At 34.1% G+C, this 13,371-nt stretch carries 16 protein-coding genes, 1 tRNA gene and 1 pseudogene; 4 read left to right on the forward strand and 14 right to left on the reverse strand.

The window, feature by feature from the left end:
• Positions 1-146 precede the first annotated feature (146 nt).
• The gene (locus G581_RS0106645) at positions 147-1,004 is read left to right on the forward strand and encodes a peptidylprolyl isomerase (RefSeq protein WP_028845157.1); all 858 of its coding nucleotides are present in this window, start codon (positions 147-149) and stop codon (positions 1,002-1,004) included.
• Here G581_RS0106645 and mnmE read toward each other — a convergent pair whose 3' ends face one another.
• From mnmE to G581_RS0106715, 14 genes are all read right to left on the reverse strand, one after another.
• Positions 1,005-2,387, reverse strand: a complete 1,383-nt coding sequence (gene mnmE, locus G581_RS0106650) for a tRNA uridine-5-carboxymethylaminomethyl(34) synthesis GTPase MnmE (protein WP_028845158.1) — start codon at positions 2,385-2,387, stop codon at positions 1,005-1,007. It abuts the gene before it with no gap.
• A complete protein-coding gene (gene yidC / locus G581_RS0106655; RefSeq protein ID WP_028845159.1) occupies positions 2,384-3,931 on the reverse strand; it encodes a membrane protein insertase YidC in 1,548 nt (515 codons plus the stop codon). The genes mnmE and yidC overlap by 4 nt, the downstream gene beginning before the upstream one ends.
• Positions 3,932-3,935: 4 nt before the next feature.
• Positions 3,936-4,160, reverse strand: coding sequence for a membrane protein insertion efficiency factor YidD (gene yidD, locus G581_RS0106660; RefSeq protein WP_038065313.1), 225 nt, complete (start codon positions 4,158-4,160; stop codon positions 3,936-3,938).
• On the reverse strand, positions 4,142-4,282 hold the full coding sequence (gene rpmH / locus G581_RS0106665) for a 50S ribosomal protein L34 (protein WP_028845161.1): 141 nt from the start codon (positions 4,280-4,282) through the stop codon (positions 4,142-4,144). Before rpmH ends, yidD begins: the two co-directional genes overlap by 19 nt.
• 13 nt (positions 4,283-4,295) lie before the next feature.
• Positions 4,296-4,496, reverse strand: coding sequence for a 50S ribosomal protein L35 (rpmI, locus tag G581_RS0106670; RefSeq protein ID WP_028845162.1), 201 nt, complete (start codon positions 4,494-4,496; stop codon positions 4,296-4,298).
• A gap of 57 nt (positions 4,497-4,553) precedes the next feature.
• Positions 4,554-5,081 (reverse strand): translation initiation factor IF-3, encoded by a 528-nt coding sequence (gene infC / locus G581_RS0106675; protein ID WP_338065328.1) that lies wholly within the window; start codon positions 5,079-5,081, stop codon positions 4,554-4,556.
• Positions 5,078-6,907 carry a threonine--tRNA ligase gene (gene thrS, locus G581_RS0106680; protein WP_239639044.1) on the reverse strand — a complete coding sequence of 610 codons (1,830 nt, stop codon included), beginning with the start codon at positions 6,905-6,907 and terminating at the stop codon, positions 5,078-5,080. The genes infC and thrS overlap by 4 nt, the downstream gene beginning before the upstream one ends.
• Before the next feature lie 185 nt (positions 6,908-7,092).
• A complete protein-coding gene (locus G581_RS0106685; RefSeq protein ID WP_028845165.1) occupies positions 7,093-7,797 on the reverse strand; it encodes an ABC transporter ATP-binding protein in 705 nt (234 codons plus the stop codon).
• Positions 7,763-8,017 (reverse strand): hypothetical protein, encoded by a 255-nt coding sequence (locus G581_RS0106690; RefSeq protein ID WP_169368406.1) that lies wholly within the window; start codon positions 8,015-8,017, stop codon positions 7,763-7,765. The genes G581_RS0106685 and G581_RS0106690 overlap by 35 nt, the downstream gene beginning before the upstream one ends.
• Positions 8,014-9,219, reverse strand: a complete 1,206-nt coding sequence (locus G581_RS0106695; RefSeq protein ID WP_028845167.1) for a lipoprotein-releasing ABC transporter permease subunit — start codon at positions 9,217-9,219, stop codon at positions 8,014-8,016. Before G581_RS0106695 ends, G581_RS0106690 begins: the two co-directional genes overlap by 4 nt.
• A complete protein-coding gene (gene lysS / locus G581_RS0106700; protein WP_028845168.1) occupies positions 9,216-10,700 on the reverse strand; it encodes a lysine--tRNA ligase in 1,485 nt (494 codons plus the stop codon). The genes G581_RS0106695 and lysS overlap by 4 nt, the downstream gene beginning before the upstream one ends.
• Positions 10,701-10,760: 60 nt before the next feature.
• Positions 10,761-10,835 (reverse strand) — tRNA-Pro (locus G581_RS0106705).
• 2 nt (positions 10,836-10,837) lie between these two features.
• A complete protein-coding gene (locus tag G581_RS0106710) occupies positions 10,838-11,185 on the reverse strand; it encodes a MerR family transcriptional regulator (RefSeq protein ID WP_028845169.1) in 348 nt (115 codons plus the stop codon).
• A 1-nt stretch (position 11,186) separates the two neighbouring features.
• Complete coding sequence (locus tag G581_RS0106715; RefSeq protein WP_273040259.1) at positions 11,187-11,498, reverse strand: integration host factor subunit alpha; 312 nt, start codon at positions 11,496-11,498, stop codon at positions 11,187-11,189.
• A gap of 107 nt (positions 11,499-11,605) precedes the next feature.
• Between G581_RS0106715 and htpX the strand changes: the two genes are divergently transcribed.
• The 3 genes and pseudogenes from htpX to G581_RS0106730 all read left to right on the forward strand — a co-directional run.
• Positions 11,606-12,463 carry a zinc metalloprotease HtpX gene (gene htpX, locus G581_RS0106720; protein WP_028845171.1) on the forward strand — a complete coding sequence of 286 codons (858 nt, stop codon included), beginning with the start codon at positions 11,606-11,608 and terminating at the stop codon, positions 12,461-12,463.
• Positions 12,463-12,954: a 5-(carboxyamino)imidazole ribonucleotide mutase gene (purE, locus tag G581_RS0106725; protein ID WP_028845172.1), complete on the forward strand. Its 492-nt coding sequence runs from the start codon at positions 12,463-12,465 to the stop codon at positions 12,952-12,954. The genes htpX and purE overlap by 1 nt, the downstream gene beginning before the upstream one ends.
• A gap of 171 nt (positions 12,955-13,125) precedes the next feature.
• Positions 13,126-13,371 (forward strand): annotated as a pseudogene (locus tag G581_RS0106730) (hypothetical protein); the annotation flags it as partial.

Genomic DNA, 13,371 nt, shown 5'->3' on the forward strand with positions numbered 1-13,371 from the left:
TCTTGCTCAGTTTAAAATTTAGTGTACATCTTTTTCAAGAAAAAATTTTTATTAATAAATGATAAAATAAGCTTACCTTATATTTGATTGAAAATCCTGTTTAATGTTAAATTAAATAAATTTAAAATTCTAAAAGGAGTCAATGTATGAAAGGTATTAAAATTTTCATTTTGCTTTTTACTTTTGCATTTATTTTTGCCTGTAGTCAAAGCAAAGATGATGTAATTATCAAAGCCGGTTCTTCAAAACTTACCAAACAAGACCTTCAGGAAGACCTTAAAAGCTTTCCTCCTCAGACAAAGGCATTTCTCAGTTCCCCTGAAGGATTAAATCGTCTTAAAGATGAATTGATTAAAAGAGAAGTTTTATATGAAGAGGCAAAGAAAAAAGGTTTGGCCAAATCAGAAGACTTTAAAAAAAGAATGGAAGAATTTAAAAAAATCACATTAATAAATATGCTTCTTGAGCAAGAACTCAAAGCAGTACAGCAGGATGTAACAGAAAAGGAAGCAAGAGAATATTATGATAAACATAAGGATGAATTTATCAAACCAACAGAACGAAGACTGAGCCAGATTGTTGTAAAGAATGAAGATGAAGCTAAAAAAGTTTATGAAAAAATCGATAAAGGTGAAGAATTCGAAAAAATTGCAAAAGAACTTTCAACTGATGAAAAAACAAAGGCATCTGGGGGAGATATTGGATTTTTTAAAAAAGGACAACTTAATCAACAGATTGAAAATGCTGTATTCAGTCTGAGAAAAGGTCAGGTTAGTATGCCTTTAACTTACAAAGGAGAACTCTATATATTTAAGGTTACTGATGTTAAAGGAACTCCTGTTGAGTTTGATCAAATAAAATCTCAGCTTATTGAACAGCTGAAAGCTAAAAAACAGCAGGACTGGTTTGATAGCTACATTGAAGAGTTAAAAAAGAAACATAAAGTTGAAGTTAATGAAAAAACATTACAGGAAATATTAAATCAGACTGTAAGCGGGAATTAACTATTTACCGATGCAAAACTCACTGAAGATAAGATCTAAAATTTCTTCAGTGGTAACAACTCCAACAATTTGACCTAAAAAGCTGAGCCCCTCTCTGAGAAACATTGCAGTAATCTCAAGGGGCTCTTTTCTTTTAAAACTCTCAAGAGCATTATTCAATGCATTCAATGTATCTTCAAGAGCCACTTTATGTCTCAATTTAGTTATCAATAAACCTTCCTGTGTATATCTTCCTGTCATTGTTGTTTTAAAAATGAGTTTTTTAAGTTCATTAATTCCTTCTGACATTAAAGCTGAAATTTCAAGTGCTGGTTTATCTTTAAGAGAATCCGGAAGCTTGAACTCTTTGCTTTTTATATCCTTTTTATTTATCACAACTATGACTCTTTTATTTATGATCTTGCTTATAATCTCCTCATCCAGACAGTCTATTGGTCTGCTTGAATCAAGAATTAAAAGTATAAGTTCAGCCTGCTCAACTGCCTTCATGGTTCTTTTTATTCCTTCTGCTTCAACAATGTCATGAGCCTGTCTTATACCGGCTGTATCAACTATTTTAAGAGGCATTCCATTGATATTTACATATTCTTCAATTATATCTCTTGTTGTGCCTGGAATCTCTGTAACAATTGCTCTTTCTTGCATCAAAAGAGCATTCAAAAGAGATGACTTGCCCACATTGGGCTTTCCAACTATGGCAGTTGTAAGTCCTTCTCTATAAATTTTCCCTTTTTCATATCCTTCAACAAGGCTTTTAATTTCATCAATTATATGGTTAATTGACTCTTTAATCGCTTCTTCGGTAAGACCATCAATATCTTCCTCTGGAAAATCAATATAAGCTTCTATATGCGCACAAATTCTCATCAAGGATTGTCTTAATTGGTTAATTTTATCTGAAAGCCTGCCACTTAGATGTTCAAGAGCTATTTTTTGTGCCTGATCAGTTTTTGCCCTGATAATATCAATTACTGATTCAGCCTGACTCAAATCAATTCGTCCATTTAAAAATGCTCTCTTTGTAAACTCTCCTGGTTCTGCTAGACGAACATCATGTTCAAGAACAATATCAAGAATTCTTTTCAATGTAATGTAACCGCCATGACAGTTTATCTCAACAACATCTTCTCTTGTATAGGTATTTGGAGCCCGCATAACAGTAACCAGAACTTCGTCAACTTTTTCCTCTGTAAAAGGGTCAACTATAAAACCATAGTGAATTGTATGCGTTTTTACATTATTAAGATTTATTCCTCTAGGAGATCTGAAGATTTTACTTACAACTGATATGGCTTCATTTCCACTTATTCGAATTATTCCAATACCGCCCTCTCCTAAAGGAGTGCTTATGGCAGCTATTGTGTCAGATTCTGAAGCAATCACGCAGTTTTTTTGATCTTCTTATTTATATAAAACTGCTGGGCAATTCCAAATATATTATTGATAAGCCAGTAAAGAATAAGTCCTGATGGAAAGCTTATAAACATAAAAGTAAATACCACAGGCATAATCAGCATTATTTTTTGCTGTGTTGCATCAGCTGTAGAAGGTGTCATCTTTTGCTGGATTAGCATAGTTAAACCCATCAGTATTGGAAGCACATAATAAGGATCTTTTGAAGAAAGATCATTGATCCAGAGCATAAATGGCGCCTGTCTTAATTCTATAGCTATTATAAGAACCTTGTATAAAGCAAAAAACACAGGAAGCTGAAGAATTAATGGAAGACAGCCAGTCATAGGATTTATTTTGTATTTTCTATAAAGCTCCATCATCTCTTTCTGCAATTTCTGAGGATCATTTTTATATTGCTGTTTTAGTTGCATCAATTTAGGCTGAAGTTCACTGAGATGCTTCATTGATTTCTGTCCACGATTAACTATTGGAATAAAAGGAATCCTTATAAGAATTGTGAGTATTATGATAGCAACTCCATAATTACCGGTAAGTCCATAAAGAAATTTTAGAAACCAGAATAGAGGTCTTGAAATTATTGAAAAAAATCCAAAATCTATAATATGTTCAAGTCCTACATTAAATTTTTTCAGATAATCATACTCTTTAGGACCAACAAATACTCTGTAAGTGTTCGTACCATCATGCAATTCAACTCCTGTAACAGCATCTCCATTATATGGCATCACAATAAATTGACTTAAATTACTTACTGGCACAATTGCAGAAAAAAAGTATTTATCTTCCTGAGCAATCCATTTTACACCTTCTTTATAAGTAACTGCATCTTTTACCTTTGCTGGATTGAGTTCAATTCTATCAGTCTCTTTTAAAATTACAGGACCCCAGTGTGGTGAATCTTCTTTTTGATAAATACCAAAATCCTTCCCCAATGTTACATAATAACTGTCCATGCCATTTACTTCTTCCTTTACATCGATTACATAATCAGCTTTATTAAAGGTAAATGTTCTTTTTAAAAAGATATTATTATCACTGTAACTAAAAACAACCATCGCCTGATTTGAATCTTTCAAGGAAGCCCTTGAATCATCTATACTAAATATGATTTTTGAATAATTAACAGTTCCGTCTTTTAAAATTGAAAGAGCCTTGATTTCAGAAGAAGTTAGCTTTATTGGCATTCCATTCTTATCTTTATACTTTTTTAACTCAACTGATTTTATTGTTGCGCCTTCATTAGAAAGTATGATTTTAAAAACATCATTTTCAACTAAAATTTCTTTGTATTGTGCATCTTTAACAATCTGTTTTGGAGCTTGTCTTTGGACCGGTTGAACCTGTTGTGGTTGAGGCAAAACCACTTTCTCTTCTTTTTTTATTATATCCTGAGGAGCTTCAGCAGGTATATTTTTGGGTTTATAGTATTTTGTGTATAGATATTGACTCCCAAATAAAATAGCCATGCTTAAAATAACTGCTAAAAATGCTCTTAATCCTGCGTTTTCCATAGTTTTACCTTAATGGATCATATCCTCCTGGATGAAATGGATGACATTTCAGTATCCTTTTTACTGCCCAAAAAATACCTCTTACTCCATATTTTTTAATGGCCAGTTCAGCATACTCTGAACATGTTGGAGTAAACCTACATGAAGGAGGCATTAGTGGTGAAATATACCTTCTGTAAATTTTTATTGGAATTAATAAAAATTGACAAGCTATGGAGTTAATCTCCATCTACCTTTTGCTCTTCTTCTTTTTATAACTCTTCTTCCTCCGGGTGTGCTCATTCTTTTAAGAAATCCGTGAGTTCTTTTCTTTTTGAGCTTGTGAGGATGGTAAGTTGTATATGTTCCCAATTTTTACCTCCTGTTAAAATTTATATGGAATAAGTAATTTTATAGATTTATACATCGTCTCATCGACCTCAGCTGCATGCCTCAGATGTCTCATTCTCTTTGAAGGCTTGCCCGTAAGTAAATGACTTTTGTTTGCTCTTCTCCGCATGATTTTTCCACTACCAGTAACCTTAAACCTTTTTGCCGCTCCTCTGTGTGTTTTAAGTTTTGGCATAAAGAACCCTCCTCAGCAAGTTTAGATAAGTATTTTAATAAATTTTTTGATAAAATATCAATCTTTACCAGGAGCTATAATCATGCTCATGGTGTTTCCTTCAAGACGAGGCTCCTGTTCAATTTTATGAGCAAAACCAATAAGAAGAGCTTTTATTTTATCAAAAATTTTCATACCTGTTTCTGAATGAACAATTTCTCTTCCTCTGAAAAAAAGTGTTACTCTTGCTTTATTTCCATCTTCAAGAAATCTTTTAATATGTTTAACTTTGAGTTGCAGGTCATGGTCTGAAATCTGTGGTCTTATTTTTATCTCTTTTACAGTGGATGTTTTCTTTGATGACGTTTTCTTTTCAAGTTGATACTTATATTTTCCATAATCCATGATTCTGCAAACCGGTGGGTTTGTATTAGGTGCTACTTCTACAAGGTCATACCCTCTTTCTCTTGCCATCTGAATAGCCTCTCTAACGTTTACAACTCCCAATTGTTTTCCATTTTCATCAACCAGTCTTACTTCTTTTACCCTGATTTCCTCATTTACTCTAATATCCTTTGTTGCTATGTTATCACCTCCAGTGATTATTTTTTATCTTTTATGTCTGTATAGAGAAACTCAATGAACTTTTCAAACTCTAAAAGTTCAAAATTCTCTCCATCTCTTTTACGAACAGTTATCTTCCTGGATTCAACCTCCTTATCACCAACTATCACCATATACGGTATTTTATTTAAAGTTGCCTGCCTTATTTTATAGCCAATTTTTTCGTTATCAACATTCAATTTAACCCTGAAATCTTCTTTAATAAGTCGATTATAAATTTTAGTTGCATATTCAACATGTTTCTCAGAAATGGACATAACTTCAATCTGAACAGGAGCAAGCCATAGAGGAAAAGCTCCAGCGTAATGCTCAATGAGCACACCCATAAATCTTTCAAGCGAACCCATCAATGCTCTATGTATCATAATTGGTCTGTGTTCTTTTCCATCTTTCCCTCTGTATGTAATATCAAATCGCTCCGGAATATTAAAATCAACCTGAATTGTGCTGCACTGCCAGGACCTGTTAAGAACATCCCTTATTTTTATATCAATTTTGGGTCCGTAAAAAACACCTTCCCCGGGGTCAATATGATAAGTCAGTCCTCTATTTTTGAGAGCCTGTTCTAAAGCAAGAGTAGCCCTATCCCAGTTTTCAAGATTTCCCACATATTTTTCAGGTCTTGTAGAGATATAAATTTCGTAAGAACTGAAACCAAATGTAGAGAGCATAAACACTGTAAAATCAAGAACTTTCTGAATTTCATCCTCAAGATGTTCCTCACTACAAAAGATATGTGCATCATCCTGAGTAAATCCTCTTACTCTTAAAAGCCCATGAAGAACTCCTGACCTTTCATATCTATAGACAGTTCCAAGCTCTGCAAATCTTAATGGAAGCTCTCTATAACTGCGAAGTTCTGACTTATAAACCTGAATATGAAATGGACAGTTCATTGGTTTTAACTGATAAAAAATCTCGTCAATCTCCATAGGAGAAAACATATTTTCTTTGTAAAAATCAAGATGACCGCTTTTTCTCCATAAATCAAGTTTTGCAATATGAGGAGTATAAAGAAGTTGATACCCTGCTTTTAAATGTTCATCCCTCCAGAAATCTTCTATAACTTTTCTAACTATCGCTCCATTTGGAAGCCATATTATAAGCCCTGGTCCTATATCATCACTTATCTCAAAAAGTTTCAACTGTTTACCTAGCTTTCTATGATCTCTCTTTTTAACTTCTTCGAGAAACTTCAAATACTCATCAAGCTCTTGTTTCGTTGGAAATGCTGTCCCATATATTCTCTGAAGCATCTTATTACGCTCATCACCTCTCCAGTAAGCACCTGCAACGCTCAAAAGCTTGAATGCTCTGACAATACCTGTATGTGGGATGTGAGGACCTCTGCATAAATCAATAAAATCACCTTCTTCGTATATTGAAACTTTATCATCATTAATCTCATTTATGATTTCAATTTTATAAGACTCCCCAAGACTCTTAAAAAGATCTATCGCCTCTTCTTTGGACAACTCCTTTCTTATAAAAGGTTGCCTTGATTTTATAATTTCATGCATTTTCTTTTCGATTTTCTGAAGGTCTTCTTCTGTAAATGGTATATCTCTATCAAAATCATAATAAAATCCATCCTCAATAGCAGGCCCTATTGTTACCTGCACTTCGGGAAATAACATTTTTACTGCATGCGCCATAATATGAGCTACAGAATGCCTTAAAATCTCAAGACCCTCAGGATCTTTTGGTAAGATAATTTCAACTTCTTCATCACCATTAAGGGAGTATATAGATGACAGATCCTTTAGTTGTCCGTTTACTTTGACAGCTATTGCCTGATTTTCTGTCAAAAAATTTTTTAACTCATCAGGTTTTAGCTCAAATATTCTACCTTCTTTTTTTATCTTAATTAGCTTCCTCCTTCAAAATTTTTCAACATTTATATTAATCCAAAAACCTTACCACAATCAACTAAAATTTGTCTTGCTACAACCTTTCTATATAGTTCAGTTATCAAAATTTTTTCTATCATCAATCAGGATAACAGCATTCCATCAATCATTTTAAATTTTCTTGTACATTTCTGGGCAAGCGATTCATTATGAGTAACTATTATAAAAGTTGTGCCAGCCTCTGAATTAATATTCTGAAATACCTCAAAAAGTTCATTGGCTGATTTAGAATCAAGATTTCCAGTTGGTTCATCAGCAAGTACTAATGAAGGGTTTTTAAATAAAGCTCTTGCTACTGCCACTCTTTGCTGCTCTCCTCCAGAAAGCTCACCTGGCCGATGATAAACTCTATGGTCTACCCCCAATTTTTTTAATATTTCAACTGCCCTATCCTTTAATTCAAGCTGATTTTTTTTATTCCTTATATTATCAGTTGCAATCAACTCTGGCATCATTACATTTTCTACCACATTAAACTCTGGTAAAAGATAATGAAACTGAAAAACAAAACCAATATGTCTATTACGAAACTCTGCAATAGCATCCCTTGAAAGATTTAAAGGCTTTATTTCCTTATCAAAAAAGTATGAAATCTCTCCTTCAGTTGGAAGGTCAAGAGTCCCAATAATATGAAGAAAAGTACTCTTCCCAGCTCCACTTGCTCCTGTAATAGCAACAATCTCTCTATTATAAGCCATGAAGTCAATTCCATTTAATACCTGAATTGGACCTGCTTTTGAGAAATAGCTTTTTTTAAGGTTTCTTGTTATCAGGATCTCTTTTTTCATTACGAAATGGTTTTCCATAATCATCTATTTTTTTTAAAACAGATTTATGAATGTTATCTGCTTTGTCTGCTGCGTAGTGAAATGTTTTCTTAACAAATCCTGTTGTTTTATCTCCTATTGATCTTATTTTCCCGCCTCCGGATAACAGAGCTATGATAAAAAATACAATAAAAACAATGATACAGAGACATCCAATATTTCTTATAAATCGAAACATCACTCATACCTCAAAATCTCAACAGGATTTAGTTTTGAAGCTCTATGAGCTGGATAAATTGTTGAAATCAGACTGATTAAAAGAGCACTGGCAGATATCAATGCAACATCCAGAATTTTCACTTTAACTGGCAGTTTGCTCAGGTAATAAACATCAGCAGGAAGTTTAACAATATCATATGATTTTATAATCTCGCACAAAGCCAGTCCTCCTGCAAGACCAAACAAAGTTCCAATTAACCCAATGATAAGACCCTGAGACATAAAAATCAATTTTATCAAATTATCTGTTGCTCCCATTGATTTTAATATTGCAATATCTCTCTGTTTTTCAGTAACGTTCACCATCAGCATACTTATTATATTAAACGACGCAACCAGTACAATAAGTATTAAAATAACAAACATGGCGAATTTTTCAAGCTTTAATGCAGAGAAAAGATTCCTGTTCATCTGCATCCAGTCTTTCACGTAAAAGGAATCTCCCAGCTGTTTTGTAAGAGTTTGGCTAATTTTATCTGCTCTATAAACATCTTTAAGCTTAAGTTGAATTCCAGTAACTTTATCTCCATAATCAAAAAATGTCTGCGCTGTTTTCAAATCTGTTATTGCAAGATTTGTATCATACTCAAACATTCCTATTTCAAAAATTCCAGTAACAATAAATTTCTTCACCTTTGGAATAACACCTAATGGACCAATTGTTCCCATTGGCGATATAACTGTTACTGTATCTCCTGGTAGAACTCCAAGTAGATTGGCAAGCTCTTTTCCAATGATTATCCATGGTAGGTCTGTATAATTCTGATGTTTGTATTTGATATGCTGGAATATCTCTGTTGTTTGTCTGTCATACTCAGGGATAATGCCTCTGATATACAGTCCGTGAGCTCTTTTACCTGAAGAAACCAGAACCTGTCCCATTACAAAGGGAGAGTACGCTTTAATCTCATCTTTGTTTGATAATAATTCCATCAAACTTCTGTAATCACTTATTCCTCCAGAATAGCTCAGAACAACAGCATGTGCCTGTGTACCAAGTATTTTTTTCTGTAAATCCTCATGAAAACCACTTACAACAGATATAACAACTATTAAAGCCATAACACCAAGCGCAACACCACTTATAGAAATTACAGTGCCAAAAGAAAGTCCTTTTTTTCGACTTTTTAGATATCGTAAGGCAATAAAAAAAGGAAGTCTCATTTTGTTTCTGGTCTTAAAAGAGGAAAAAGTATAACATCTCTTATTGAATGAGTGTTTGTTAATATCATCACAAGTCTGTCTATTCCAATACCTTCACCAGCTGCAGGAGGCATCCCGACTTCAAGAGCTCTTACAAAATCTTCATCCATTTCTGGAGCTTCTTCATCACCCTGAAGTCTCTCCTCAAGTTGACGGAGAAATCTCTCTTTCTGATCAATAGGGTCATTCAGTTCTGAAAAAGCATTAGCTATCTCTCTTCCAGCAATAAAAAGTTCAAATCTTTCAACAAGTTCAGGATCGTCTTTCTTTCTTTTTGCAAGAGGAGAAAGCTCGACAGGATAATCAATAATAAATGTGGGCTGTATAAGCTCTGGTTCAACTATTTCTTTGAATATCTCATCAAGAATTTTAGTAAGACTGCTATCTTTAGGAATCTCTATTCCCTTTTGTTTAGCCCATTGTGAAGCCAGATTGTGATTCTTCATAATTTCTTCAGGCACTCCCTTTTCTTTCAAAGCATCATACATAGATACTCTTTTGTATGGAGGGGTTAAATCAATCATATAATCTCCATACTCTATCTGAAGGCTTCCGCAGACTTTTGAAGCAACATAACCGAAAAGCTTTTCTGTAAAATCCATAAGCCAGTGATAATTTTTGTAGGCAACATAAAACTCTATCATTGTAAATTCTGGATTATGCTTTGTTGATATTCCTTCATTACGAAAATTCTTCCCAATTTCAAATACCTTTTCAAAGCCACCAATAAGAAGTCTTTTTAAATAAAGCTCTGGAGCAATTCTCAGGTAAAGTTCCATATCAAGAGCTTCATGATATGTTTTAAATGGCTTTGCTCGTGCTCCTCCTGCAATTGTATGCATCATGGGAGTTTCAACTTCAAGAAAACCCTCATTTTCAAGAAATTCTCTCATATATTTTATTATTTGCTGTCTTTTAATAAAAATTTCTTTTACAGATGGATTTACAATGAGATCAACATATCTCTGTCTGTATCTTGCCTCAATGTCCTTAAGACCATGCCATTTTTCAGGAAGAGGCCTTAATGATTTACTTAAAAATACAACATCATTAACTTCAACTGTTAATTCATTTGTCCTGGTTCTGAAAAGTCTTCCCTTAACTCCTATGATATCTCCTATGTCAAGATTTTTTATCAGCGTGAATTTTTCTCCCAAAATATCCTTTCTGAGATAAATCTGAATTCGTCCTCTGGAATCCTGAATATGAGCAAAGGATGCTTTGCCAAAGTCCCTTAAAAGAATAACCCGTCCCGCAATAGAAACGTTTATATTTGTATTTTCAAGATGCTCTTTGTCTAATTCACCATATTTTTGAATAATCTCCTCTGTACTATCAGAAGGCTGAAAATCTCCATTGTATGGTTCTATACCAACACTTCTTAAATTTTCAAGTTTTTTAGTTCTCTGTTGAATTAGTTCTGTTAAAGGTGTTTCCTGCATTGTTTTAAATTATACCCCCTCGTAAATTATTAGTCAATTAATTAAAAAATAATTAAAAAATCGGGGCGAGCCGATTTGAACGGCCGACCACTCGCACCCCAAGCGAGTGCGCTAACCAGGCTGCGCTACGCCCCGATTCAAGAAAGCATATCAAGTATTTCTTTTAATTTATATTTAACCTTTTCTATTATATCTTCTTTTGTTAATTTATCAGAGTGATTTAGTCTATACATTTTTTCCAATTTCTGCCTTACACCCTGTATCGTATATCTATCATCATAAAGCATTTTTTTAATCAAAAACAGTATTTCTATATCCTTTTTAGTATACAACCTCTGCCCTGATCTGGTCTTTACAGGCTTTAAAAATGGGAACTCAGTTTCCCAGTATCTTAAAACATAAGGTTCTAATCCAGTAATTCTGCTTGTTTCTCCAATTTTATAAAAAAACTTATGAGGAAACTCTTTCTGTAAAGGCTCTCCCATTTTAACTCATATTTTTCTTAATTATCTTCTTTAATTGTTCAGAAGCTCTAAAACTCACAACCTTTCTTGGTTTAATTTCAACGGTCTGCATGGTTTTTGGATTTCTACCTATCCTGCTTCCCTTTTTTCTGACTGTAAAAACACCAAATCCTGATATTTTCACCACTTCTTCTTCTACTAAAGCTTCCTTCATTGTTTCAAAAACAGTCTCCACTATTTTTTGTATCTCTGTTTTTGGTAACCCGACTCTTTCAAAGATAAAATTCACAAGATCTGCTTTTGTCATTTCTTCCTCCTTCACATAACAATTCATTGAATTTTATCTTATTTTATTGCAATATTGTCAAGCTTAAGTTCTTTGACTTATCTTGATTTTTTATGTTAATTTTTTAAGAGATAAACGAAGAAAGGAGGGAGATTATGCATACATTGAAGACAATGGTTTTAATGGTTTTTCTGACAGTTTTCTTTATATTTGTTGGCTCATTAATCGGTGGTAAGCAGGGTGCTACATTTGCTTTAATAATTGCTCTGGGTATGAACTTTTTCGCCTACTTTTTCAGTCATAAGATAGTACTTTCTATGTATAGAGCAAAAGAGATTACCGAGGCAGAGGCTCCAGAGTTATATAGTATTATAAGAAGACTCACACAGAAAGCAGGACTGCCAATGCCAAAGGTGTATATAATAGATTCTGATCAACCAAATGCCTTTGCCACTGGCAGGTCACCAAAGCATGGTGTTGTTGCTGTTACAACTGGAATTATGAGAATTCTTTCCATGGAAGAACTTTCCGGTGTCATAGGACATGAACTCGCTCATATAAAACACCGAGACATACTTATTAGCACAATTGCTGCAACATTTGCTGGTGCTATATCATATCTTGCTCAAATGGCTCAATGGGCATTAATTTTTGGCGGAGGAAGACACGATGACGACGAGGGCGGAGGACATCCTATAGTTGCCCTTCTTATGATGATAATTGCACCTCTAGTGGCAATGATTATCCAACTTGCTATAAGCAGATCAAGAGAATATGCTGCAGATGAAGAAGGAGCATCAATTGCTGGAAATCCATTATATCTAGCAAATGCTTTAAAAAAACTGCACTATGCATCACAGGCAATACCCATGAATGCAAATCCTGGAACAGCTCATCTTTTTATTGTTAATCCTCTTTCCGGTAAAAGTTTAATGAAACTTTTCAGCACTCATCCTCCAATTGAAGAAAGAGTTGCTCGTCTTGAAGCAATGGCAAGAAGCAGGAGGTACTAATGGCAAAAGTTTTAATTCTCCTGGGAAGTGATAGTGATTTTGAGATAATGAAAAAAACAACAAAAGTTTTTAAAGAGATGGATATCACTTTTGAAATTGATGTTTGTTCTGCTCATAGAACTCCTGATAGAGCAAGAAAATATGCGGAAGAATCTGAAACTCAGGGGATTGAAATAATTATTGCTGCTGCCGGAATGGCAGCACATCTGGCTGGTTTTATAGCTGCTCATACTGTGATTCCTGTTATTGGTGTTCCTGTAGCAAGTGGTGCACTAAATGGAGTTGATGCTTTACTTTCAACAGTCCAGATGCCTCCCGGAATTCCAGTAGCTACTGTAGGAGTAAATGGAGCAGAAAATGCTGCTTATCTTGCATGTGAGATTCTTTCTATAAAATATCCTGAAATAAGAGATAAATTGAAACAGAAGCGAATTGAAATGCATAATAAAGTTCTTGAAAAATCAAATAAAATAAAGAAAGAAGTTCTTTAAAAGCCTCTCATTAAAACCATCAAAAGTTATTTAAACTGAAGAAGAATAATTATATCCCAAATCCAGCGATAACTTCTATTTGAATTATTTCTAATGTTCTTCAAATCAGATATACACAAGGTTTTGGATATCATGTAAAATATCTTTAAAGTTATCACCTGGAGGGTGAAGATGAAGAAGATCAAAAAGATTAACACCGCCAAGAGAGTCAAGATAATTCTTGAGCAAGACGAAACTCTCGTCAGTCATGGCGGGGGAATCCTCATAGACGAATTTATCCACAGGCTTGGACTGGCAGAGATGATTGATTCCACAGTCAGGGTCAAAGAAAGAGAGCGTGGATACAGGGAGTCTGAGGCAGTACTGGGACTGGCAGTGAGCATGATAACAGGAGGAGGCTGTCTTGATGATCTTGTA

The organism is Thermodesulfovibrio thiophilus DSM 17215 (assembly GCF_000423865.1).
In the GTDB taxonomy this organism is placed as follows: Bacteria; Nitrospirota; Thermodesulfovibrionia; order Thermodesulfovibrionales; family Thermodesulfovibrionaceae; genus Thermodesulfovibrio; species Thermodesulfovibrio thiophilus.

What these genes read in the sequence shown, in the direction of transcription:
- G581_RS0106645 (WP_028845157.1), top strand. Translation starts at nt 147, where the DNA reads ATGAAAGGTATTAAAATTTTCATTTTGCTTTTTACTTTTGCATTTATT.
- yidC (WP_028845159.1), bottom strand. Translation starts at nt 3,931, where the DNA reads ATGGAAAACGCAGGATTAAGAGCATTTTTAGCAGTTATTTTAAGCATG.
- yidD (WP_038065313.1), bottom strand. Translation starts at nt 4,160, where the DNA reads ATGGAGATTAACTCCATAGCTTGTCAATTTTTATTAATTCCAATAAAA.
- rpmI (WP_028845162.1), bottom strand. Translation starts at nt 4,496, where the DNA reads ATGCCAAAACTTAAAACACACAGAGGAGCGGCAAAAAGGTTTAAGGTT.
- G581_RS0106685 (WP_028845165.1), bottom strand. Translation starts at nt 7,797, where the DNA reads ATGAAAAAAGAGATCCTGATAACAAGAAACCTTAAAAAAAGCTATTTC.
- G581_RS0106695 (WP_028845167.1), bottom strand. Translation starts at nt 9,219, where the DNA reads ATGAGACTTCCTTTTTTTATTGCCTTACGATATCTAAAAAGTCGAAAA.
- lysS (WP_028845168.1), bottom strand. Translation starts at nt 10,700, where the DNA reads ATGCAGGAAACACCTTTAACAGAACTAATTCAACAGAGAACTAAAAAA.
- G581_RS0106710 (WP_028845169.1), bottom strand. Translation starts at nt 11,185, where the DNA reads ATGGGAGAGCCTTTACAGAAAGAGTTTCCTCATAAGTTTTTTTATAAA.
- G581_RS0106715 (WP_273040259.1), bottom strand. Translation starts at nt 11,498, where the DNA reads ATGAATTGTTATGTGAAGGAGGAAGAAATGACAAAAGCAGATCTTGTG.
- htpX (WP_028845171.1), top strand. Translation starts at nt 11,606, where the DNA reads ATGCATACATTGAAGACAATGGTTTTAATGGTTTTTCTGACAGTTTTC.
- purE (WP_028845172.1), top strand. Translation starts at nt 12,463, where the DNA reads ATGGCAAAAGTTTTAATTCTCCTGGGAAGTGATAGTGATTTTGAGATA.